The sequence below is a fragment of the Flavobacterium columnare NBRC 100251 = ATCC 23463 genome (assembly GCF_002530675.1).
In the GTDB taxonomy this organism is placed as follows: domain Bacteria; phylum Bacteroidota; class Bacteroidia; order Flavobacteriales; family Flavobacteriaceae; genus Flavobacterium; species Flavobacterium columnare.
Map to the genome: position 1 here is coordinate 1 of NZ_PCMX01000038.1, position 24,912 is coordinate 24,912.

The window sequence follows — 24,912 nt, forward strand, 5'->3', positions numbered from 1 at the left end:
TTGTAATATTATTTGATGCTGATGAAGATAAACCTTTTAATATTGCAAAAAAAAATGTTGATATTGATAATTGGCTAAAAGGTAAAGATTTTCAAATAGATAGGTTTTACTTGCCATTTAATAATGAAAATAGTCATAATCTAGAGCAGTTATTAGAGTTGTCGTTTAAGCAAGAAATCAATGATTGTTGGGAAGGATTTACAAATTGTTTGGTTAATGAAAAAAATCTAAATGCAGTTGTTCCAACAAGTAAAAAAGGAAAAATAATAACATATAAAGACATTTATTCACCTTTAAATAATAATAAAAATGAATATTTGTCAGAGTTATGGAATTTAGATGTGAATACCAATGAACATTTAAAGCCATTAAAAGAGTTTTTAGACCAGTATTTAAAATAATATGGGAAGAAAAATATTATTAGAAAAAATAAATATTCCAGGTATTAAAACCTACGAAGTATATCGTCAGAACGGTGGATATGCTTCGGTGGAAAAAGCGTTAAAGCAAATGACCCCTGATGAAGTTACTGAAGAAGTAAAAACTTCAGGAATTCGTGGTCGTGGTGGAGCTGGTTTCCCAGTAGGGATGAAATGGAGCTTCATTGATAAAAAATCAGGAAAACCACGTCATTTAGTTTGTAATGCGGACGAGTCGGAACCAGGAACGTTTAAAGACCGTTTCCTGATGGAATATATTCCGCACTTATTAATCGAAGGAATGATTACATCATCTTATGCTTTAGGCGCTAACTTATCTTATATCTACATCCGTGGAGAATATATGTGGGTTTTCAAAACGCTTGAAAGAGCGATTAAGGAAGCTTACGCTGCGGGTTGGTTAGGAAAAAATATATTAGGAACTGGATACGATTTAGATTTACACGTTCATTGTGGTGCAGGAGCTTACATTTGTGGTGAGGAAACTGCTTTAATCGAATCGTTAGAAGGTAAAAGAGGAAACCCTCGTCTTAAACCCCCATTTCCCGCCATTTCAGGGTTATGGGCAAATCCAACAGTAGTAAACAATGTAGAATCTATTGCTGCGGTGCCTTGGATTGTTTTGAATAAAGGGGAAGAATACGCTAAAATAGGTATTGGTCGTTCTACAGGAACTAAATTGATTTCAGCTTCTGGACATATTAAAAATCCTGGGGTTTACGAAATTGAATTAGGTCTTTCGGTAGAAGAATTCATGAATTCTGACGAATATTTAGGTGGAATGATGGATGACAGACCTTTAAAAGCGTTAGTACCTGGAGGTTCTTCGGTGCCAATTTTACCACAGCATTTAATTTACAAAACTGCCAATGGTGACGACCGTTTAATGACATACGAATCCTTATCTGATGGAGGATTTGCTACAGGCTCCATGTTAGGTTCAGGAGGTTTTATAGTGTATAATGATACTACTTGTATTGTTCGTAACACTTGGAATTTCTCTCGATTCTATCACCACGAATCTTGTGGGCAATGTACCCCATGTCGTGAAGGAACAGGATGGTTAGAAAAAATCCTTTGGAGAATTGAAAACGGACAAGGAAGAGAAGAAGATATCGAATTATTGTGGAGTATCCAATCTAAAATTGAAGGAAACACGATTTGTCCATTAGGTGATGCGGCATCATGGCCGGTGGCTGCGGCGATTCGTCATTTTAGAGAAGAATTTGAGTACCACGTTCGTTTCCCTGAAAAAATTAAAAATAGAGACCACTACGTAAATGAGCCTTTTTCTAAAGTCGTAATGTCTAAAGTCTAAAGGTTATAAAGTAGTATAAATGGGGAAGTTTAAATCTTTTGAAGAAATTATTTCTTGGCAAAAAGCAAGGGTTTTTAATAAGAAGATTTATCTAATAACGGAAGATAAAAGTTTTAAAAAAGATTACGATTTAGTTAGGCAAATTAGAAGAGCATCAATATCAATTTCTTCCAATATTGCAGAAGGATATGAACGAAATACAGACAAAGAATTTATACAGTTTTTGTACATTGCAAAAGCATCAGCTGGAGAGGTTAGATCTCAATTGTACTTAGCATTAGATTTGAACTATATTTCAGAAATTGAATTTGAAGAATTATTTAGAAATGTTTCTGATATTTCGAAATTAATTAGTGGATTTATAAAATATTTAAATGATAGTCAAAAGTCGTAAAATTGTAAGGTCTTATAGTTTAAAGTCGTAAAGTCAAAAGTCTAAAATCGTAAAGTCTAAAATCGTAAAGTCTAAAGTCGTAAAGTCTAAAGTCGTAAAGTGAAAGAACATTAAGCCACTCGAAATTAAGACATTGGACATTAAGACATTGGACATTAAGACATTGGACATTAAGACATTGGACATTAAGACATTGGACATTAAGACATTGGACATTAAGACATTGGACATTAAGACATAATAAATGAAAGTAACCATAGACGGACAATCGATAGAAGTCGAACCAGGAACAACCATCCTGCAAGCGGCTCGTATGATAGGAGGCGAAAGCGTACCACCTGCGATGTGCTATTATTCGAAGTTAGAAAAAACTGGAGGGAAATGTCGTTGCTGTTTGGTGGAAGTAACCAAAGGTAGTGATGCAAACCCAACTCCTATGCCTAAACTTGTTGCCTCTTGTGTAACAGGTGTTATGGACGGTATGGAAGTGAACAGTAAAAATTCGACTCGTGTGGAAGAAGCACGTAAATCGGTAACAGAATTTTTGTTAATCAATCACCCATTAGACTGTCCTGTTTGTGACCAAGCGGGTGAGTGTGATTTGCAAAATTTAAGTTTCCAACACGGTAAATCGGAAACGCGTTTTATTGAAGAAAAACGTACGTTTGAACCAGAAGATATCGGTCCAAACATTCAATTACACATGAATCGTTGTATCTTATGCCAACGTTGTGTGGCAGTTGCTGACCAATTAACAGACCACCGTGTACATGGGGTAATGGATAGAGGGGATCATGCAAATATCTCAACTTGTATTTCTAAAGCTATCGACAATGAAATGTCAGGAAATATGATTGATGTTTGTCCTGTTGGAGCTTTAACTGATAAAACTTTCCGTTTCAAATCGCGTGTTTGGTTTAGCAAACCTTATGATGCACACAGAGATTGTGACAAATGTTGTGGAAAAACAACAGTTTGGATGTTTGGTAATGAAATCCAACGTGTAACTGGTCGTAAAGACGAATTCCATGAAGTAGAAGAATTTATCTGTAATACGTGTCGTTTTGACAAAAAAGAAGTTAGCGATTGGACAATTGAAGGCCCTCGTAAATTCGAAAAGTTCTCGGTTATCAACCGTAATAAATATGCGCTTAATGCTCCAAAAGTAGAAATCAAAACAGAAAATCAGATTTTGTTTGGACGTGAGCAAGACCGTAAAAAAATTAGTATGACCAATGTTCCTTTAGAGAACAACGATAATTCAAATCAATAAGCAATGGAACAAGCATTAATTATAGAAAAAGGAATTATCATCGTAGCTGTTTTTGCCATCACTATGTTGGCCGCTATGTACACAACGTTAGCAGAACGTAAAATTGCAGCTTGGTTGCAAGACCGTATCGGTCCTAACCGTGCGGGTAAAGGAGGTATTTTACAACCCTTAGCGGATGGTTTAAAACTATTTGCCAAAGAAGAGTTTATGCCTGATACGCCTAATAAATTCTTATTCATATTAGGGCCTGCTATCTCTATGAGTATGGCATTAATTACAAGTGCTGTTTTACCTTGGGGTGATTCTATTCAAATTTTTGGTAGAACGGTAATTCTTCAAGCGGCTGAATTAGATGTGTCCATCTTATACGTATTTGCTGTTTTATCTATCAGCGTTTACGGGATTATGATTGGTGGATGGGCATCTAACAACAAGTATTCTTTAATGTCTGCTTTACGTGCATCATCGCAAATGATTTCGTATGAAGTTGCTATGGGATTATCCATTATTGCAGTAATTATGATGAATGGCAACTTAAGTTTGAGAGAAATTGCCAACCAACAACATGGTATGAACTGGAATGTGTTTTACCAACCTTTAGGGTTCATTATTTTCTTAGTTTGTTCTTTTGCCGAAACGAATAGAACGCCTTTCGACTTAGCGGAATGTGAGGCGGAGCTTATAGGTGGGCACCACACAGAATATTCATCTATGAAAATGGGATTCTATTTATTTGGTGAATATGCGGCTATGTTTGTTTCTTCAGCTATTATTTCTATCTTATATTTTGGAGGATACAATTATCCTTTCATGGATATGGTTGCAGAAGCTTTAGGGCAAAATGCTGCGAACATCATAGGAATCATGGCTTTATTTGCTAAAATATTATTCTTCATCTTCTTCTATATTTGGGTTCGTTGGACTATTCCTCGTTTCCGTTATGACCAGTTGATGAATTTAGGTTGGAAAATGTTAATTCCTTTAGCGATTGCCAATGTTGCGATAACAGGAATTGTGATTGTGATAGCTGATAAACTATAAAGTTTAATATTTCGAAAACAACTTGAGGTACCAATTTGGCACCTCAAGATTTTAAATAAACCGGGTGCAAATTGCGACCACCTCAAAAAATAAAACTTTCGAATCATAGTAAAAACATCGAGCTAGTATTTAACTATCTGGATGAGCTGATTGAAAAGAAAGATAATACAAAAGAAAGAAACCAAATAGGTTATAAAAAGTGATAAAATGTCAATAGAAACCATTTCATTATCAGGAAGAAAAAAGGAGGTCTCTAATAAAAAGATGACTTTTTGGGAAAGCTTGTATCTGGTTGCGATTGTGAAAGGATTGTTTACAACGATTCGTCACTTGTTCAAAAGAAAGGTTACCATTAAGTATCCAGAACAAGTACGTCCGTTCAGTCCAGTTTATCGTGGACAACACATGTTGAAACGCGATGAACAAGGTCGTGAAAATTGTACGGCATGTGGTATGTGTGCCGTAGCTTGTCCAGCAGAAGCAATTACCATGACAGCAGCCGAACGTAAAAAAGGAGAAGAGCATTTGTATAGAGAAGAAAAATATGCTTCAACGTATGAAATTAATATGTTGCGTTGTATTTTCTGTGGTTTATGCGAAGAAGCTTGTCCTAAAGATGCGATTTATTTGACAGAATCAAAAGTGATTGTAAAATCAGCATCAAACCGTGAAGACTTTATTTACGGAAAAGATAAATTGGTAATGCCATTAGATATGGCAATTAAGAACTCAAAAACAAACTAAAATGTCGATAATTACACTTTTCTATATTTTAGCGGCGATTACTCTTGCTACTGGTTTCATGACTGTAGTGAGCAAAAATCCTATCCATAGTGCCATTTATTTGGTATTGTGTTTTTTTAGCATTGGTGGGCATTACTTGTTATTCAATGCGCAATTCTTAGCCTTAGTACACATCATTGTATATGCTGGTGCTATCATGGTTTTGATATTGTTTACCATCATGTTGATGAACTTGAACAAAGAAAATGAACCTAATAAGGATATGTTATCCAAAATATCCGCTACACTTGCTTTTGGATTATTATGCTTTGTGTTGTTAGCTACTTTTGTAAAGGCTATGCCTAAAATTCAGGAGTATAAAAACACAGGAGCTGATTTCCAATCTATCAAAGTTTTGGGTAAAGTATTGTTAAATGAATACATGGTACCGTTTGAATTTGCTTCTGTATTGTTATTAGTAGCTATGATTGGTGCGGTGTTATTGTCTAAAAAAGATGAATCAGTTCAATAAGATGGAGAATATTTTATCACAAATAGGAATTGAAAATTACATATACTTAGCAGTATTGCTGTTTAGTATTGGAGCTTTTGGTGTGTTGTACCGTCGTAATGCGATTATTATGTTTATGTCGGTTGAAATTATGTTGAATGCGGTTAACCTATTGTTAGTTGCTTTTTCAACCTATCATCAAGATGCACAAGGACAAGTATTCGTTTTTTTCTCAATGGCTGTAGCGGCTGCGGAAGTAGCTGTTGGATTAGCTATACTGGTTTCTATTTTCAGAAACACAGGCTCGATTGATATAGATAATTTAAAGAATTTAAAAGGATAAATACTAATGGAAAAAAATTTAGCTTTAGTATTATTGTTAGCGCCTTTATTTGGATTTTTAGCCAATATATTTTGGGGTAAAAAAGCAGGTAAAGGATTTGTAGGACTGTTAGGAACATTATCTATTTTAATCTCCTTCTTTGCTACCACGTATTTTTTCACGTTAATCCAATCGACTGGAAAAGGAGTGCAAATTGACTTATTCCAATGGATTTCTTTGGAAAAATTCAACATTAACTTTTCGTTCTTGTTAGACCAATTATCCGTATTATGGTTACTATTCGTAACGGGTATTGGTACATTGATTCACATGTATTCCGCAAGCTATATGCATGACGATGAAAATATTCATAAATTCTTTGCCTACTTAAATCTATTCGTATTCTTTATGATTACGTTAGTAATGGGGAGCAACTTATTGGTTCTTTTCATTGGCTGGGAAGGTGTAGGATTGTGTTCTTACTTGCTTATCGGATTTTGGTATAAAAATCAAGAGTATAATGATGCTGCTAAAAAAGCATTCATCATGAACCGTGTTGGAGATTTAGGATTGTTAATCGGTATCTTCATCTTAGCTTATGTTTTTGGAAGTTTAGAATATTCAGAAATCGCTAATGGTATTTTTGAAAAAGGATTGGCAGTTAAAAATGCTGGATTACTATCGGTTGCCGCTTTATGTTTGTTCATTGGAGCAACAGGTAAATCAGCGCAGGTGCCTTTATATACATGGTTACCTGATGCGATGGCGGGACCAACTCCTGTTTCTGCCTTAATCCACGCTGCAACGATGGTTACCGCAGGTATTTTTATGGTAACGCGTTTGAACTTTGTGTTTGATTTAGCACCGTTTGTACAACAAATCATTGCTGTTATAGGTGCTGCAACAGCAGTTTTAGCAGCAGCTATTGGGTTAGTACAAAACGATATCAAAAAAGTATTGGCTTATTCTACCGTTTCTCAATTGGGATTAATGTTCTTAGCTTTAGGTTTAGGAGCTTATGAAGTAGCCGTTTTCCACGTAATTACACATGCTTTCTTTAAGGCTTGTTTGTTCTTAGGTTCAGGTTCAGTGATACATGCATTACATGGTGAGCAAGATATGCGCAACATGGGTGGTTTGAAAAAAGTGATGCCTATTACGTATATGACCATGATGATTTCTACCTTAGCCATTTCAGGTATTTTCCCTTTTGCTGGTTTCTGGTCAAAAGACGAAATCTTGATGACCGCTTTCCATGGTAGTAAAGCTTTATGGGTAGTGGGTTCTGTTGCGTCTATAATGACGGCTTTCTATATGTTCCGATTGATGTATTTGACTTTCTTTGGAGAATTTAGAGGAACAGAAGCACAAAAGAAACATTTACACGAAAGTCCAAAGTTAATCACTATTCCATTGATGATTTTAGCGGCTTTAGCGGTAGTGGGTGGTGCTATTAACTTGCCAGGTAGCACTTGGTTATCGCATTATTTAGCGCCTTTATTCCACAAAGCACATGAGGCACATCATTTAGATGGTACTGCATATATGTTAATGGCAATTGCTACAGTAGGTGCTTTAGTTGGAATTTATTTAGCATATTCAAAATATATTGCCAAAAAAGGAGTACCTGTTCAAGATGAGCAGTTACAAGGTTTTGCCAAAGTTGCTTATCATAAGTTCTATGTAGATGAAATGTATGAAGCGGTTATCGTGAAACCTATTTATCATTTATCTCATTTCTTTAGAAAATATACTGAAGTAATTATTTCAGAAATAATATTAGGTTTTGCTAAAACAGCTCAATTATTAGCAAATCAAGGAAAATTAATTCAAAATGGAAATATTGGGGTTTACTTATTAGCTTTTGTGATAGGACTATCTTCGATTTTGGTTTATATATTTTTACTTTAATACGATAGTACAATGAACGTATCATTTTTACTTGTTTTATTATTATTCGGATCAGTTGCTACTTATTTATCAGGAAATAAGTTGGCAAAAATGGTAGCTCTCACATTTAGTTTAGCTGCCACCGTATTTTCTTTTTATACCTTGAATGTTTTTCAAAGAGGTATAAATCCTAGTTTTATTCAACAATGGATTGAATATCCTAATGTATATGCAGCGTTAAAAGTGGATGGCTTATCGTTAGTTATGATTTTGTTATCAACTACACTTACAACAATAATTGTTTATTCATCTTTTGGAAATTCATTTAAAAATAGCAAAGTGTTCTATTCATTAGTTGTTTTTATGAACTTTGCCATGGTAGGAACTTTCTTAAGTGCGGATGGGCTGGTGTATTATATTTTTTGGGAATTAGCGTTATTGCCCATTTATTTTATTGCCTTATTATGGGGCAATGGAGATGTGGAAGAACGTAAACGCGCTATCATGAAGTTTTTTATATTCACTTTAGCGGGTTCCTTATTTATGTTAGCTGCTTTTGTGTATTTATTCCAAAAAGCAGGTTCCTTATTGTTAATAGATTTATATGCTATTAAATTAACAGAAAAAGAGCAGTTTTGGATATTTTTAGGTTTTTTCTTAGCCTATGCTATTAAGATACCTATTTTTCCATTTCACACTTGGCAAGCTAACACATATCAGAAAGCACCTGCTGTGGGTACTATGTTGTTGTCAGGTATTATGCTTAAAATGGGATTGTATAGTGTAATTCGTTGGCAATTGCCATTAACACCAATAGCAGCTAAAGGAATGATCAATATATTACTAGGATTGAGTATTATTGGTGTGGTTTACGGTTCCATTGTAGCTTTAAAGCAACGTAATTTAAAAAAATTATTAGCTTATTCTTCATTAGCGCACGTTGGATTAATCGCGGCTTCAACTTACACACTATCATTAGATGGTTTGAGGGGTGCTGTATTACAAATGATTGCACACGGTTTTGTAGTAGTAGGTTTGTTTTTTGCTGCGGAAGTTATTGAAAGACGTTTTAATACACAAGAAATTGCTGATATGGGAGGGATTCGTATACAAGATACAAAGTTTGCTTCTCTTTTTATGATTATTATGTTAGCATCAGTAGCATTACCCTCTACATTTAATTTTATAGGGGAGTTTACCGCTTTATATAGTATTTATAATGTAAATATTGGATTTGCAGTGGTGGCTGGTACAACCATTATATTAGGTGCTTTTTATATGCTCAAAATGTTTCAAAATGTAATGTTAGGTGAAGTAAATGCTAAGTCTTTTGCCGCTGTAACGGTACAGGAAATTACTGTTTTTGTTGTATTGATTGTCGTTTTATTATTTTTTGGTTTATATCCTAAACCAATCAATGATTTAATTACACCAACATTAAAAGAAATAGTTTTAAAAATTAATAATATAAATTAAATTGAGATTTTGTTTTTAGATTTGAAAGTCTAAGAACAAATGTCTTAAACATTAGTATAGATGAATACATTAATTGCTATATCAGGATTAGGAGTAGTTGTCATGTTAGCTGAAATGCTAAATGCAAGGAAAGCTATTGTGCCTTTAACCATTGTAGGTTTATTAGCTATTTTAGGTTTTAATATTTCTGAGTACAATCTTTTGGGTACCTACTTAAACAACATGATGTTTGTAGACCGTTTTTCTGTCGCTTTTTCTAGCTTGTTTATTGTAATTACCATTTTTCTTATTGCAATGGGAGGTGAGTTTTATAAAGAAAAAATGTCTAGAATTTCAGATTTTGTTTCTATAAAAGTTTTCCTATTAGCAGGAGGAGTAGCTATGGTATCTTTTGGTAATTTAGCCATGTTTTTTCTAGGGATTGAGGTTCTTTCTATTTCATTATACGTTTTAGCAGCAAGTAACCGTTTGAATCTGCGTAGTAATGAAGCGGGAATGAAATATTTTTTAATGGGAGCATTTGCTTCCGGTGTTATATTGTTTGGTATTGTTTTGATTTATGGAGCTACTGGAAGTTTTGATTTACAAACAATTTATCAAACAGTTCATACAACTAATTATCCACAATGGTATAATATTGGTTTGATATTTCTTCTAATAGGTATGCTGTTTAAAGTGGCTATTGTTCCTTTTCATTTTTGGTCGCCAGATGTATATGAAGGTTCGCCTGCACTTACAACAGCTACTATGGCAACTTTAGCAAAAGTGGTTTCTATGACCGCTTTATTAAAATTAACGACTCTATTAGTTCCTTTTCAAACGTACCACTTCCAGTTATTAATTGTAGTGCTTTCAATTGCATCTATGATAGTTGGAAATATAATGGCATTACGTCAAAATAACGTAAAACGTATGTTAGCTTTTTCAGGAATTTCTCATGCAGGATTTATGTTAATGGCTTTAATTGTTCCTAATTTTTCTGCAAACATATTGTTCTATTATGCAACAGCCTACACTATTTCAGGATTGGCTATTTTTGCTGTGGTTTTATATGTTACAAAAGGAAAAGAGAATGAAACCATTGATCTTTTTAATGGTTTAGGAAAAACGCATCCTATTGCTTCATTAATTGTAACCACTTCATTACTTTCTATGGCAGGTATTCCTGTTTTTTCAGGTTTTTTTGCTAAGTTTTTCTTATTGAATCAAATCATGAATTCAGGTTGGATTGTTCTAATTGTTGCTGCCATAATTGCATCTATAATCAGTGCAGGCTACTATTTTAGAGTAATCATAGTTATGTATACAAAAGCTCCAAGTGACGAGGAAAAACAAAAAATGCCTACGGTATACTTAGTGTTAGGCGTAATAGGGTTGGTAGCCAATTTGATGATCAGTTTTTTCCCAAATCTAATATTGAATTTGATTCGATAAAAAATACTTTAAATAAAAAAGGGAACTATCATAACTTAGATAGTTCCCTTTTTTTATGAGCTAAATATTACTTATTGGGCTTTATTAAAAACGAATTAGGGTATTTTTTTCTTAAATCGGATAACTTCTTTTCTGCTTCTATTCGAGTTCTAAAATTCCCAATCCAAACTTTATAAATAGGCGTATGAAATACAATAGTTCCCTCTAAATTTTTATTGTTTTTTCGGAATTCAATCAACGTTTTTTTCGCCTCTTCATTTTCTCCTGTGAAAATTTGAATTTTAAAATAATCATAAAGAGGAATATTGTTGTTTATTTTTCTTTTTTCATTCAAAAGTTGTTCAAATCTTGGATCTTGTTGAATGTTTTTTTGTGGATTTTGTGCGTTTATAGATAGGCAGAAAAAAGAAGGAATACTGATGTAAAGTACAGATTTACAAAATGTTAAAATATTCATAATAAATCATTTTTTGAGCAAATGTAAGATATAATTAAAAAAGAATGTCTTTTAAATTATTTAGAACAATTATAAATTAATATTTAAGATATATTTAAGGTTTTGAGAATACTTCATAAGTCGTATTTTTGTCAGAGTTTTTTAAATGGTATATTGTATTCGTACGATTTGTACTGTAAAGAATATACCAAATTTAGATGATAACCATTTAATTTATGAAAAAGGTGGGAAACCATAAATCGTTTTTAAGAGTAGTAGCGTTAAATCTAGCGTTTCTATTATCTGTTTCTTTAAGTTCTTTTGCTCAAGAACCTGCTGCTTCAGCGTCAGCTGATGCTGCTGCGGCTCCAGCTGCTGCCGGAGATGCTGCTGCAGGGAAGGCTTTGTTTAACGCAAATTGTGCAGCTTGTCACAAGTTAGATGCTAAAATGACAGGTCCAGCGCTTCGTGGTGTTGCAGAACGTCGTGATAGAGCTTGGTTAGGACAGTGGATTAGAAATTCAAAAGGTTTAATTGCATCAGGAGATGCTGATGCTGTGAAAGTTTTTGAGGAGTTTAATAAGGTTCCAATGACAGCCTTTCCTCAGTTATCAGATGCTGATATTGATAACATTATAGCGTATACTTCAGAACCTAAAGAGGAAGTAAAGGCACCAGCAGCTGGCTCAGCTGTAAATGGTGGAAATACCGATTCTTCTGGTGTGTCTAACAATGTAGTGTTAGGGTTGTTAGCGGTTGTGTTAGCAATTTTAGTTGGGATGTTGTATATGGTTTACAGTACCTTGCGCAAGATTTCTGCTGCTAATGGAGTAGAGGTGAAAGATCGTAAGTTCAGCTTGTTGCCTTTATGGAAATCGTTTGCTAGAAATCAATTCTTAGTGTTGGTATCTACTATTTTATTGGTTTTAGTAAGTGCTTATTTTGCGTATGGTTATTTAATGCAAGTAGGGGTAGATCAAAATTATGCACCTATTCAACCTATTCATTATTCACACAAAATTCACGCAGGGGATAATGGTATCGATTGTAAATATTGTCACTCAGCTGCTCGTACTAGTAAAAATGCAGGTATTCCTTCATTGAATGTTTGTATGAACTGTCACAAAAATATTTCTGAATTCCAGGGGGATAAAGATTCTACGTATGTTGAGTATACTAAAGAATTCTATACGGCTGAAATTCAAAAATTATACGATGCAGTAGGATGGGATAAAACAGCTCAAAAATATACAGGAAAGCAAAAACCAGTTAAATGGGTTAGAATTCACAACTTACAAGATTTCGTGTATTTTAACCACTCTCAACACGTTTCAGTTGCTGGAATTGAATGTCAAAAATGTCACGGTCCTGTAGAAACTTTTGAAATCATGAAGCAACACGCTCCATTAACTATGGGATGGTGTGTAAATTGTCACCGTGAAACAGCCGTAAAAGTAGAAGGTAACGCTTACTACGAGAAAATCCATGCCGAACTTTCTAAAAAATATGGTGTAGACAAGTTAACAGCTGCACAAATGGGAGGTCTAGAATGTGGTAAATGTCACTACTAATAATTTATTAAGAAGCTAATTTTTATATATAATATGTCATCAAACAAAAAATACTGGAAAAGTGTTGAAGAGCTAAACGAAAATAGCTCTATTGTTGAGACGCTTAGAAATAACGAGTTTGTTGAAGAAATTCCAACAGATGAGTTTTTAGGGGATGCTGCTACACTTGCATCGTCTAATACAACACGTCGTGATTTTCTTAAGTATGTAGGATTCAGTACAGCGGCTGCAACTTTAGCTGCTTGTGAAGGTCCAGTGCATAAGTCTATCCCTTATGTAGTTCAACCTGAGGAAATCATTCCTGGAATTGCAGATTATTATGCTACTTCATTCTCGGATGGTTTTGATTTTGCTAATATCTTAGTAAAGACTCGAGAAGGTCGTCCTATTAAGATTGAAAATAACAAAATAGAAGGTGCAAACTTCCATGCTAATGCTCGTGTTCATGCGTCTGTGCTATCATTGTACGATAGCTTACGTTTAAAAACTTCGAAAATAGCAGGAAAAGACACCTCTTGGACTGAAGCAAATGCTATGATTAAAGCTAGTATTGCTGAAGCAAAAACTAAAGGAGGTAAAATTGTATTATTAACTAATACTTCTGCTTCTCCATCTACGGATCGTTTAATTGGTCAATTCTTAACCGTTACACCTAATTCAAAGCATGTGGTTTATGATGCAGTATCTTCATCAGAAGCTTTGGATGCTTTCCAAATGGTTTATGGTGAAAGAGCTTTAGCAGATTATGATTTTTCTAAAGCAAGTGTAATTGTATCAGTTGGAGCGGATTTCTTAGGGGATTGGCAAGGTGGCGGTTTTGATGCAGGTTACGCTCAAGGACGCATTCCTCAAAATGGTAAAATGTCTAAACACTATCAGTTTGAAGCTAATATGACATTGTCTGGTGCTGCTGCTGATAAACGTGTTCCAATGACAGTGGCACAGCAAAAACAAGCTCTAGTTCAAATTTATAATATTGTAACAGGTTCGGCTGTTGGTTCAGCTAATAATCCTGAGGTTGCAAAAGCAGCTCAACAATTAAAAGCGGCTGGATCTAAAGGTGTTTTGGTTTGTGGTATTGATGATAAAAATGCTCAATTATTAGTATTAGCAATTAATCGTGCTTTATCAAGCGAGGCTTTTATTACAGGAAATACACGTCAGATTCGTAAAGGGAATAATGCTGATGTTAAACAATTAATTGCTGATATGAATGCAGGTGCTGTTCATACTTTAATTATGAGTGGTGTTAATCCTGTTTATACTTTACCAAATAGTAAAGAGTTTACAGACGCATTAAAAAAAGTAAAATTAGCGATTACTTTCACAATGAAAGAAGATGAGACTGCTTTAGCTTCTACGATCGCTATAGCTACTCCTCACTATTTAGAATCATGGGGTGATGTAAGTGTTGTAAAAGGGAGTTATGCTATTACACAACCTACTATTCGCCCATTATTTGATACCGTTCAATTCCAAGATGCTTTGTTATCATGGACTGAAAATGCTCAATCTTATTATGACTACATTCGTGGTTCTTATGCAGGTTTAAAAACTTGGAACCAATTAGTACACGATGGAGTTGAATTTATATCTTTACCTACGGCTGGTGGTGCTGGAGCTGATTTTAATACAGCAGCAGCTACTTTAGCAAATGCTAAATCAGCAGGTATGGAGTTAGTATTATATACTAAAACAGGTATGGGAGATGGACAACAAGCGAATAACCCTTGGTTACAAGAATTCCCAGATCCAATTACAAGGGCTTCTTGGGACAATTACGTAACAATGTCTAAAACCGATGCTGAAAAATTAGGTATTGAAAATTGGAATGTTGCTAATGGAGGCTTAAATGGCCATACAGCTACTCTTACTATAGGGGGTGTGAAATTAGAAAACGTACCAGTAATGATCCAGCCAGGTCAGGCAAAAGGAACTATTGGTTTAGCTTTAGGCTATGGTCGCAAAGCTTCTTTAAAGGAAGAAATGCAAGTAGGTGTTAATGCTTATCCTGCTTATGTAAACTTTAATACGGTGCAAAATGTTGCTGTTGAAAAAGGGAATGATGAGCATGAATTTGCTTGTGTACAGTTACAAAAAACATTAATGGGTCGTAATGACATCATTAAAGAAACTACTTTAGAAATTTTTAATACAAAAGATGCTGCGGAGTGGAATGTAATGCCTCTAGTATCTTTAGATCATAAAGAAGTGCCTTCTACATCAGTAGATTTATGGGAGTCTTTTGATAGAACAATCGGTCACCACTTTAATTTATCTATCGACTTAAACGCTTGTACAGGTTGTGGAGCATGTGTAATTGCATGTCATGCTGAAAACAACGTTCCAGTAGTAGGTAAATCAGAAGTAAGAAGAAGCCGTGATATGCACTGGTTACGTATTGATAGATACTATTCTTCTGAAACTACTTTTGAAGGGGATAATGAGAAAAAACACTCAGCGTCTGGATTACTAGATTCGAGAAATAAATATATCGAATTAGAATCAGCTTCAGAAAACCCACAAGTAGTATTTCAACCGGTAATGTGTCAGCACTGTAACCATGCTCCATGTGAAACGGTATGCCCTGTAGCGGCTACATCACACGGGCGTCAAGGACAAAACCACATGGCATATAACCGTTGTGTAGGTACTCGTTACTGTGCCAATAACTGTCCTTATAAAGTACGTCGTTTCAACTGGTTCTTATACAACCAAAATGATGAGTTTAACTATCACATGAATGATGATTTAGGGCGTATGGCATTAAATCCAGATGTAAACTTACGTTCTCGTGGGGTTATGGAAAAATGTTCAATGTGTATCCAGATGACTCAAGCTACTATCTTAAAAGCGAAAAATGAAGGGCGTGTTATCAAAGATGGTGAATTCCAAACGGCGTGTTCTAATGCGTGTACGTCAGGAGCGATGATATTTGGTGATGTAAATGATAAAGAATCGCAAGTGGCTAAATTAGCTGCTGGAGAACGTTCTTACCATTTATTAGAGCATGTAGGTACTCAACCAAATGTGGTTTACCAAGTTAAAGTTAGAAATTAATATTAATTGAAATAAGATAAAGGATTATGTCGTCTCATTACGAAGCACCTATCAGAAAGCCTTTAGTACTTGGTAGCAAAAGCTACCATGATGTAACGGTAGACGTAGCTCGTCCTGTAGAAGGAAAAGCGAACAAACAATGGTGGACAGTATTTTATATCGCATTAGCTATGTTCCTTTGGGGAGCTAGTTGTATGCTATACACTATAACCGAAGGTATTGGTACCTGGGGGTTAAATAAAACAGTAGGTTGGGCATGGGATATTACCAACTTTGTATGGTGGGTAGGTATCGGCCACGCAGGTACATTAATTTCTGCTGTATTATTATTATTCCGTCAAAAATGGAGAATGGCTATTAACCGTTCTGCTGAGGCAATGACTATTTTCTCAGTAGTTCAGGCTGGTTTATTCCCTATCATTCACATGGGACGTCCATGGTTAGGGTATTGGGTATTACCTATACCAAACCAGTTTGGTTCGTTATGGGTTAACTTCAATTCCCCATTATTATGGGACGTATTCGCAATTTCAACATATTTATCAGTTTCATTGGTTTTCTGGTGGACTGGTTTGTTACCTGACTTTGCTATGTTACGTGACCGTGCAGTGACGCCATTTACAAAACATATTTACTCAGTACTATCTTTTGGATGGTCGGGTAGAGCTAAAGACTGGCAACGTTTTGAAGAGGTTTCTCTTGTATTAGCTGGTTTAGCTACTCCGTTAGTACTTTCGGTACACACGATTGTATCTTTTGACTTCGCTACTTCGGTTATTCCAGGATGGCATACTACCATCTTACCTCCGTACTTCGTTGCAGGTGCAATTTTCTCAGGTTTCGCGATGGTAAATACGTTGTTAATTATCATGAGAAAAGTGTCTAATTTAGAAGACTATATCACGATCCAACATATTGAATTAATGAATATTGTTATCATGATCACAGGATCAATTGTAGGATGTGCTTATATTACTGAGTTATTTGTTGCTTGGTATTCGGGAGTAGAGTATGAGCAATACGCTTTCTTAAACCGTGCTACAGGTCCTTACTGGTGGTCATACTGGGCAATGATGACTTGTAATGTATTCTCTCCACAATTTATGTGGTTTAAGAAGCTAAGAACAAGTATCATGTTCTCATTCATTATCTCAATTGTAGTAAACATTGGTATGTGGTTTGAACGTTTCGTAATTATCGTAACTTCATTACACCGTGATTATTTACCCTCTTCATGGACAATGTTCTCTCCAACATTTGTTGATATAGGTATTTTTGTTGGTACAATAGGTTTCTTCTTTGTATTGTTCTTGTTATATTCTAGAACATTCCCAGTAGTAGCACAAGCAGAGGTTAAAACAATCTTGAAAACATCTGGTGATAATTACAAAGCAGATAGAGAAAAAAATGGTCATAATCACGATAATCACTAATAAGTCATGAGTCATAAAGTTATACATGCACTATATAATGATGATGATGTGTTAATGGATGCCGTAAAAGCTACCCGTAAAGCACACCACCACATCGAAGAAGTCTATACTCCATTCCCGGTTCACGGTTTAGATAAAGCAATGGGGTTAGCACCTACAAGAATTGCTATTGCAGCATTCTTATATGGATGTACTGGTTTATCATTTGCCACTTGGTTATTAAATAATATCATGATTAGTGATTGGCCTCAAGATATTGGAGGTAAACCAAGCTTTGCATTTTATCAGAATATGCCTGCCTTTGTGCCGGTAATGTTTGAAGAAACTGTATTTTTTGCTGCTCACTTAATGGTAATTACTTTTTATATGAGAAGTAAATTATGGCCATTTAAAGAAGCTGAAAATCCAGATGTACGTACAACAGATGACCACTTTTTAATGGAGGTTGCTGTTAATAATAATGAAGACGAATTAACTTCTTTCTTACAAAGCACAGGTGCTGTGGAAGTGAAAGTGGTAGAAAAGCATTAATAAGATTATGAGAAGAGTAGTATATTCCTTAACAGCAATAATGGGGTTATCTTCATTACTGTTTTCATGTAAAAGTGATGATAAGCCAAACTATCAGTTTTTTCCAAATATGTATGAGTCAGTGGCTTATGAGACTTATTCTGAATCAAATGCTTTCAAAAATGGTAAAGAAGGACAGTTACCTGCTCAAGGCTCTATCAAGAGAGGTTTTGTTCCTTATGAATTACCAAATACTCCAGCTGGATATGAAGCATCAAAAGCAATGAAGTCTCCTTTGGATTCTTCTGCTGTTAATATGGAAAAAGGTAAAGAATTATTTGATATTTACTGTATTTCTTGTCATGGCGAAAAAGGAGATGGAAAAGGTAAGTTAGTTCAAAGAGAGAAGTTCTTAGGAGTACCTAGTTATAAAGATCGTGCAATTACTGTAGGTAGTGTTTTTCACGTAGAAACGTATGGTTTAAATGCAATGGGTTCACATGCTAATCAATTGAATAAAAAAGAAAGATGGCAAGTGGCTGAGTACGTAATGAAACTTAAGTCTGAATTAAAATAATAAAATACGCGATTAAGTTATGTATACATTTTCAAGCAAATTAAGAACCTTATCATTTGTCCTGATGGCACTTGGTCTTTTAGGAATAGGGTATGGTTTTTTCAATGCACCTAAGACTACTGAGGACGTAGAAAAAATATTAGCAGCTGATGCACATGGTGAACACCATGTTGCACCAGCACATGCTGACACTAAGCATGAAATGGCTCCTGAACATAAAGAAGAAGCCCATGCAGATAAAATGGTTGCAACTGATTCTGCGGTAGCTAAAACAGAAGGATTAGATACTGTGGCTAAAGGAGTAAAAGAAGTTGTGCATACGGAAGCAGCTTCTCATGAAGAAGTAAAACATCAAGAAAAAGCTGTAGCAGGTACTGAAGCAATTTCACATGATGATCACCAAGAGCATGTTGAGCATGTCTTCCATCAATTACAAAATAAACCATGGGCAGCATTGTACGTGGGTGCATTATTTGTATTCTTGATTTCATTGGGAGTATTAGCGTTTTATGCTATTCAATGGGCAGCTCAAGTAGGTTGGTCTCCAGCTTTATTTAGAGTAATGGAAGCAATCACTTCTTATATTGTACCTGGTGGGATACTCGTATTTGTAATTTTAGTATTAGCAGGGCTTCATATCAATCATTTATTTATATGGATGGATCCAGAAGTAGTGGCTCATGATCATTTAATTCAAGGAAAATCAGGTTATTTAAATGTACCTTTTTTCTTAATTAGAGCTGCTATATTTTTAGGAGGTTGGATGTTTTATCGTCATTATACTCGTAAAAACTCATTAGCTTTAGATAAAACAAAAGATTTATCTTACTATAAAAAGAATTTTAAAGCATCTGCGGCATTCTTAGCATTTTTCTTAGTTTCTGAGTCTATGATGTCTTGGGATTGGATTATGTCAGTAGATCCACATTGGTTCTCTACCTTATTTGGATGGTATGTATTTGCCTCTTTCTTTGTAAGTGGTATCACAGTAATTGCTTTAATTACTTTATACTTAAAAGTGAATGGATATTTAGAGTTTATCAATAATAGCCATTTTCATGATTTAGCTAAATTTATGTTTGGTGTTTCTGTATTTTGGACTTATTTATGGTTTTCACAGTTCATGTTAATGTGGTATTCTAATATTCCAGAAGAGGTGACTTATTTTAAATTTAGAATTGAAAACTACAATTTACCATTCTTTGGTATGGTTGTAATGAATTTCATTTTTCCATTGTTAATTTTAATTAATTCTGATTTCAAACGTGTGCCTTGGATTATTACTATGGCTGGTGTTGTAATCTTATGTGGTCACTATTTAGATTTCCATAATATGATTTTCCCTGCTACGGTAGGAGATCAATGGTTTATTGGTGCAGCAGAAATTGGATCGGTAGCTTTCTTTGCAGGTTTATTTATTTACGTTGTATTTACTGCTTTAACTAAAGCTCCTTTATTAGCAAAAGGTAACCCTTATATAGAAGAAAGTAAACATTTTCATTATTAATAATTAAACAAGAAAACAGATGACAACTTTGTTGGTTCTAACGGTTTTAGTCTTATTATCGATTGCTATATGGCAAATGACTAAAATTTTCGACTTGACTCAAGTGGGTAGAAAGGATGATGATTCACAAATTGCTACCGATAATGATAATAAAGTTCATGGATATTTAATGATTGGTTTTCTTGCATTCCTTTACATTTTCATGATCTATGGATTGTTAAAATGGGGACATTTAGCTTTAGGCACACCAGCATCTGAACATGGACCTGATTATGATCGATTAATGAGTATCTCATTAGGGATTATATTTTTAGTACAGGCAATTACACAAGTATTATTACATTATTTCGCTTTTAAATATCGTGGAGAAAAAGGTAAAAAAGCTTTGTATTATGCAGATAACGATAAATTAGAGTTTATTTGGACTATTATTCCTGTAATAACTTTAGCAGGTTTAATCCTTTACGGATTGTATACTTGGACAAATATTATGTTTGTTGATAAAGATGAGGATGTAATAGTTGTTGAGCTATATGCAAAACAATTTAGCTGGGAGGCTCGTTATGCTGGTAAGGATAATGTGTTAGGTAAGGCTAATGTGCGCTTAATAGAAGGAGTTAATACTCTAGGTATTGATTTAAATGATCCAAATGCGCAAGATGATATTGCAGTTCAAGAATTGCATATTCCTAAAGGGAAAAAAGTATTGTTTAAATTACGTTCACAAGATATTATTCACTCTGCTTATATGCCTCACTTTAGAGCCCAAATGAACTGTGTTCCAGGTATGGTAACTGAATTTGCTTTTACGCCTACTATGACAACGGATGAAATGCGTCAAGATCCTGCAATTGTAGAAAAAGTGGCAGCAATTAATAAGATAAGAGCTAAGAAAAGTGCTGAACTAATAGCGCAAGGTAAAACGGCTTTAGATCCTTATACTTTTGATTATTTAGTTTTATGTAACAAGATTTGTGGAGCATCTCACTACAATATGCAAATGAAAATTGTTGTAGATACACCAGATCAGTTCCAAGCATGGTTAAAGGATAAAGGTACTATCTTTAAAGCTGTAAAAGAAGAGCAAGCTGCAAAAGCAGCTGAAGCTGCTGGTGCTAAAAAAGAAGTAGAAGCTCCAAAAAAAGCAGATACTGTAGTAGTAGCTGAAGTGGCTGATTCAACAGCTGTTAAAAAATAATATAACGTAATCAAGAAATTTAAATAGAAAAATATGGCAGCAGCACATGAGCACGATCACGCACACGATCACGATCACGCACACCACCATAAAGATACGTTCATTACTAAATATATTTTTAGTATTGATCATAAAATGATTGCTAAGCAGTACCTTATTACAGGTATTATAATGGGAATCATTGGGGTAGTAATGTCTTTATTATTCCGTATGCAGATTGCATGGCCAGAAGAGTCTTTTGGAATTTTCAAAATGCTTTTAGGTGAAAAAATGGCTCCAGGTGGAGTAATGCGCAATGATATTTATTTAGCATTAGTTACAATACATGGTACAATCATGGTATTTTTTGTATTGACAGCAGGGTTAAGTGGTACTTTTAGTAATTTACTTATTCCATTACAAATTGGAGCTAGAGATATGGCTTCAGGATTTATGAATATGGTTTCTTATTGGTTGTTTTTCCTATCTGCAGTAATAATGATTTGTTCCTTATTTGTTGAGTCGGGACCAGCATCAGCAGGTTGGACTATTTATCCTCCATTATCTGCTTTACCACAAGCAATTCCAGGTTCAGGTACAGGGATGACTTTATGGTTAGCTTCTATGGCTATATTCATTGCTTCGTCCTTAATGGGGTCTTTGAACTATGTGGTTACAGTTATTAACTTAAGAACTAAAGGAATGTCTATGACCCGTTTACCATTAACCGTTTGGGCTTTCTTTATTACAGCAATTATTGGTATTGTTTCTTTCCCTGTATTATTGTCAGCGGCATTAATGTTAATTATGGATAGAAGTTTAGGTACTTCTTTCTTCTTGTCCGATATTTTTATTTCAGGTGAGGTATTGCACTACCAAGGAGGTTCTCCCGTTTTATTCGAACATTTATTCTGGTTCTTAGGTCACCCTGAGGTATATATTGTATTATTACCAGCTTTAGGTATTACATCTGAAATTATAGCTACAAATGCTCGTAAGCCAATTTTTGGTTACCGTGCTATGATTGCTTCAATGTTGGCTATTGCGTTTTTATCAACCATTGTTTGGGGGCATCATATGTTCTTATCAGGAATGAATCCTTTCTTAGGGTCAGTGTTTACTTTTACAACATTATTAATTGCAATTCCTTCTGCAGTAAAAGCATTCAACTATATTACTACTTTATGGAAAGGGAACTTGCAAATGAATCCAGGAATGTTATTTTCTATAGGTTTAGTTTCAACTTTTATTTCGGGAGGTTTAACAGGTATTATTTTAGGGGATTCAACCTTAGATATTAATGTTCATGATACGTATTTCGTAGTGGCTCACTTCCACTTGGTAATGGGTATTTCTGCTTTATATGGTTTCTTTGCTGGCGTTTACCACTGGTTTCCTAGAATGTTTGGTAGAATGATGAATAAAACGTTAGGTTATATTCACTTCTGGATAACTGCAGTTTGTGCTTATGGTGTTTTCTATCCAATGCACTTTATAGGTATGGCTGGTTTACCACGTCGTTATTATACGAATTCAAATTTTCCTTTGTTTGACGATTTAGCTGATGTTAACGTATTAATTACCGTTTTTGCATTGGTAGGAGCTGCCTTTCAGTTAATATTTATGTGGAATTTCTTCTATAGTATTTTCTTTGGTAAAAAAGCTGAACAAAATCCTTGGAAATCTAATACATTAGAATGGACTGCACCAGTAGAACATGTGCATGGTAACTGGCCTGGTGAATTACCAACTGTACATCGTTGGGCTTATGATTATTCTAAACCAGGACATGAGGAAGATTTTGTTCCTCAAACGGTTCCAATGAAAGAAGGAGAACAAGAATTACATCACGCTTAATTATAAAAACTTTCTTTAGATGCCTCTCTTTTGAGAGGCATTTTTTTTATTTTTATCTTTTCTTTTGTTATTGATTTTAAGAATTTTAGTATTTATGAAGAACTTTTATCTATTTGTTTTTTTTATTTCGTTTTTTGGTTTTTCACAAAATTTGCCTGAAATAAAAGTATTGGATTCATTGTATAGAGAAGATCAATTCTATCTAGGGATTACTTATAATATACTTAATAATAAACCACAAGGGGTTTCTCAAAATTCAACTTCAGGAAGTATTTTTTTGGGTTTTTTACGAGATATGCCTATTAATAAATTGCGTACCTTGGCGATTGCTCCAGGTATTGGTTTTTCTTATTCTAATTTTAAACAAAATTTACTTATTAAAGATAATGGGGAAAGTATTGATTATTCAATTATTTCTAAAGATGAAATGTATGATAAAAATCGTTTTTCATTTGTAACACTAGATGCTCCATTAGAGTTTCGTTGGCGTAATTCTACTCCTCAAAGTCATCGTTTTTGGAGAATTTATGGGGGAATAAAGGCAAGTTATGTCTTATACAATCAATCTCAGTTTATTAATTCTAAATATGAATATAAAGTAACAAATAATCCAGATTTTAATCGTTTTCTTTATTCTGTTTTTCTGACAGCGGGATATAATAGTGGGAATTTTTATGTATCTTATGGATTAAACGATTTTTTTAGAAAATCCTTTTTTAACGAAAATTCAGGGAAATTTCGCTCTTTGAATTTAGGATTGATGTTTTATATTTTATAACTGTTTGATCTTAAAAGAAGAAAGGCTTAAATTTTTAAGTTGGATGAATATTAAACGGATGATTTCTATTTTAGTTTTTTTGTCTTAAAAAAGTTTATAATTTAAGAGATTCAAGTCGTGTTGTTTTTAAACTCAGATTATGTGTTAGCTTTTGTGATGAAGATGGAAAGAGCAAAGAAGATAAAAATGACGGATTTTTTTCTGAAGCTATAGTTTTGCTAGATTGAGGACAAAGAAAGGATTACTTTTTTAGATTCAAGGTCACATTTTATCTGTGATGAGTTTCTAATGTGTAATTAGCAGAAAGATTCTCTAGATAAAAAAAAGATCAATTGAGGAAAGGCTCCAATAATAGAACCGAGTACTAATTCTATTGGAGTATGAGCTTTCATTACCAATCTTGAAATAGCTACACAACTTATGAGTGTTGTAAGTATAATTATTAAGAGGATATGTGAACTTACTTTTGTATAATTAAGCCCTATCCATAAACTTGTACTTACTATGCTGAGCATGTGTAGGCTGATTTTTTTGTTTAGGGTAGCAAAATATAACGAAATAAGGATACTGATACTACTGGCTAAAAAATAATCTAACAATTCGGGGTTTTTCTCAGGGTTAATTAACGAGAATATAATAATACTATATAAGACCAATTGAAGGGTAAGCGGTATTTTGCGTTCTTTGACATTATTTATCATGCTGTTTTCTATTTTTTTTATTCGTATTAAAAGATAGAAAATGATTAGAGGGATAAATATTGTGATGATAAATGCTTTATATATGTAATTATTAGAATTATTAAATTCAGAGCTAAAGGAGGTATGAAAAAGTATTGTATAAAAGGAAATGAATAAAGGATGAAATATATAAGAAAAAAGAGAAAATATTTGTTTCATTTTATAGAATAAGAAAAAGGATTAATCAACTTTTTAAATCACGTTTCTAAGATACTCTTAATTATTGCTTTTGCGAATTATACTCCATAAAAAAGAGGTTTTATGGGCTCAGATTAATTTTTTGGGGATTAAGCAAAAAGTTTCTCCATTCTAAAGAGGAAGAATTTAGTATCCATCACACCTCTTTGATTAGCTCTGAAGAGTTTTATTTTTGAGTTAAAGGATTCAGCATTTGCGTTTGTATGTCTTTTTATGAAGAAGTTTACAATTGTTTCCAAATGATAA

At 34.1% G+C, this 24,912-nt stretch carries 23 protein-coding genes; 20 read left to right on the plus strand and 3 right to left on the minus strand.

All coding sequences use genetic code 11. The annotated features are described in order from the left end of the window. The 11 genes from B0A78_RS14450 to B0A78_RS06285 form a co-directional block, all read left to right on the plus strand. Positions 1–401: hypothetical protein (locus tag B0A78_RS14450; protein WP_211282047.1), on the plus strand; the 401-nt coding region annotated here is incomplete at its 5' end. Position 402: 1 nt separating this feature from the next. Further along, the gene (nuoF, locus tag B0A78_RS06240; RefSeq protein WP_065213781.1) at positions 403–1,758 is read left to right on the plus strand and encodes an NADH-quinone oxidoreductase subunit NuoF; all 1,356 of its coding nucleotides are present in this window, start codon (positions 403–405) and stop codon (positions 1,756–1,758) included. A gap of 19 nt (positions 1,759–1,777) precedes the next feature. After that, on the plus strand, positions 1,778–2,152 hold the full coding sequence (locus tag B0A78_RS14690) for a four helix bundle protein (protein ID WP_065213780.1): 375 nt from the start codon (positions 1,778–1,780) through the stop codon (positions 2,150–2,152). 244 nt (positions 2,153–2,396) lie between these two features. Next, complete coding sequence (locus B0A78_RS06245; protein ID WP_065213779.1) at positions 2,397–3,425, plus strand: 2Fe-2S iron-sulfur cluster-binding protein; 1,029 nt, start codon at positions 2,397–2,399, stop codon at positions 3,423–3,425. A 3-nt stretch (positions 3,426–3,428) separates the two neighbouring features. After that, the gene (gene nuoH, locus B0A78_RS06250; RefSeq protein ID WP_014164160.1) at positions 3,429–4,466 is read left to right on the plus strand and encodes an NADH-quinone oxidoreductase subunit NuoH; all 1,038 of its coding nucleotides are present in this window, start codon (positions 3,429–3,431) and stop codon (positions 4,464–4,466) included. Positions 4,467–4,673: 207 nt separating this feature from the next. After that, positions 4,674–5,210, plus strand: a complete 537-nt coding sequence (nuoI, locus tag B0A78_RS06260) for an NADH-quinone oxidoreductase subunit NuoI (protein ID WP_014164161.1) — start codon at positions 4,674–4,676, stop codon at positions 5,208–5,210. A gap of 1 nt (position 5,211) precedes the next feature. Further along, positions 5,212–5,721: an NADH-quinone oxidoreductase subunit J family protein gene (locus B0A78_RS06265; protein WP_014164162.1), complete on the plus strand. Its 510-nt coding sequence runs from the start codon at positions 5,212–5,214 to the stop codon at positions 5,719–5,721. A gap of 1 nt (position 5,722) precedes the next feature. After that, positions 5,723–6,043, plus strand: a complete 321-nt coding sequence (nuoK, locus tag B0A78_RS06270) for an NADH-quinone oxidoreductase subunit NuoK (protein ID WP_041253135.1) — start codon at positions 5,723–5,725, stop codon at positions 6,041–6,043. Positions 6,044–6,049: 6 nt separating this feature from the next. After that, positions 6,050–7,933 carry an NADH-quinone oxidoreductase subunit L gene (gene nuoL, locus B0A78_RS06275; protein WP_097609476.1) on the plus strand — a complete coding sequence of 628 codons (1,884 nt, stop codon included), beginning with the start codon at positions 6,050–6,052 and terminating at the stop codon, positions 7,931–7,933. 12 nt (positions 7,934–7,945) lie between these two features. Next, complete coding sequence (locus B0A78_RS06280; RefSeq protein ID WP_014164165.1) at positions 7,946–9,388, plus strand: complex I subunit 4 family protein; 1,443 nt, start codon at positions 7,946–7,948, stop codon at positions 9,386–9,388. Positions 9,389–9,448: 60 nt separating this feature from the next. Then, positions 9,449–10,822: an NADH-quinone oxidoreductase subunit N gene (locus tag B0A78_RS06285; protein WP_014164166.1), complete on the plus strand. Its 1,374-nt coding sequence runs from the start codon at positions 9,449–9,451 to the stop codon at positions 10,820–10,822. 67 nt (positions 10,823–10,889) lie between these two features. On the opposite strand, the gene B0A78_RS06290 is transcribed toward B0A78_RS06285, so the two are convergent. After that, entirely contained in the window at positions 10,890–11,279 is a 390-nt protein-coding gene (locus tag B0A78_RS06290) for an SPOR domain-containing protein (RefSeq protein ID WP_014164167.1), read from the minus strand. Between the two features lie 215 nt (positions 11,280–11,494). On the opposite strand from B0A78_RS06290, the gene B0A78_RS06295 reads away from it, so the two are divergent. The 9 genes from B0A78_RS06295 to B0A78_RS06335 all read left to right on the plus strand — a co-directional run bounded on the left by B0A78_RS06295 (position 11,495) and on the right by B0A78_RS06335 (position 23,728). Then, the gene (locus tag B0A78_RS06295; protein ID WP_014164168.1) at positions 11,495–12,829 is read left to right on the plus strand and encodes a c-type cytochrome; all 1,335 of its coding nucleotides are present in this window, start codon (positions 11,495–11,497) and stop codon (positions 12,827–12,829) included. Between the two features lie 33 nt (positions 12,830–12,862). Next, positions 12,863–15,889, plus strand: coding sequence for a TAT-variant-translocated molybdopterin oxidoreductase (locus B0A78_RS06300; protein ID WP_014164169.1), 3,027 nt, complete (start codon positions 12,863–12,865; stop codon positions 15,887–15,889). Between the two features lie 26 nt (positions 15,890–15,915). Next, positions 15,916–17,322 carry an NrfD/PsrC family molybdoenzyme membrane anchor subunit gene (gene nrfD / locus B0A78_RS06305; protein WP_014164170.1) on the plus strand — a complete coding sequence of 469 codons (1,407 nt, stop codon included), beginning with the start codon at positions 15,916–15,918 and terminating at the stop codon, positions 17,320–17,322. Between the two features lie 6 nt (positions 17,323–17,328). Beyond that, a complete protein-coding gene (locus B0A78_RS06310) occupies positions 17,329–17,853 on the plus strand; it encodes a DUF3341 domain-containing protein (RefSeq protein ID WP_014164171.1) in 525 nt (174 codons plus the stop codon). A gap of 7 nt (positions 17,854–17,860) precedes the next feature. Continuing rightward, a complete protein-coding gene (locus B0A78_RS06315) occupies positions 17,861–18,409 on the plus strand; it encodes a c-type cytochrome (protein WP_060381574.1) in 549 nt (182 codons plus the stop codon). Between the two features lie 19 nt (positions 18,410–18,428). Next, complete coding sequence (locus tag B0A78_RS06320) at positions 18,429–19,916, plus strand: quinol:cytochrome C oxidoreductase (RefSeq protein WP_097609477.1); 1,488 nt, start codon at positions 18,429–18,431, stop codon at positions 19,914–19,916. 19 nt (positions 19,917–19,935) lie between these two features. Then, positions 19,936–21,114, plus strand: a complete 1,179-nt coding sequence (locus tag B0A78_RS06325; protein ID WP_014164174.1) for a cytochrome c oxidase subunit II — start codon at positions 19,936–19,938, stop codon at positions 21,112–21,114. Positions 21,115–21,147: 33 nt separating this feature from the next. Continuing rightward, positions 21,148–22,950 carry a cytochrome c oxidase subunit I gene (locus B0A78_RS06330; protein ID WP_014164175.1) on the plus strand — a complete coding sequence of 601 codons (1,803 nt, stop codon included), beginning with the start codon at positions 21,148–21,150 and terminating at the stop codon, positions 22,948–22,950. A 151-nt stretch (positions 22,951–23,101) separates the two neighbouring features. Then, the gene (locus tag B0A78_RS06335) at positions 23,102–23,728 is read left to right on the plus strand and encodes a porin family protein (RefSeq protein WP_148265421.1); all 627 of its coding nucleotides are present in this window, start codon (positions 23,102–23,104) and stop codon (positions 23,726–23,728) included. Positions 23,729–24,024: 296 nt separating this feature from the next. Here B0A78_RS06335 and B0A78_RS14285 read toward each other — a convergent pair whose 3' ends face one another. Then, positions 24,025–24,627 carry a hypothetical protein gene (locus B0A78_RS14285; RefSeq protein ID WP_123907271.1) on the minus strand — a complete coding sequence of 201 codons (603 nt, stop codon included), beginning with the start codon at positions 24,625–24,627 and terminating at the stop codon, positions 24,025–24,027. A 128-nt stretch (positions 24,628–24,755) separates the two neighbouring features. Next, complete coding sequence (locus B0A78_RS06340; RefSeq protein WP_449267274.1) at positions 24,756–24,905, minus strand: transposase; 150 nt, start codon at positions 24,903–24,905, stop codon at positions 24,756–24,758. Positions 24,906–24,912 lie beyond the last annotated feature (7 nt).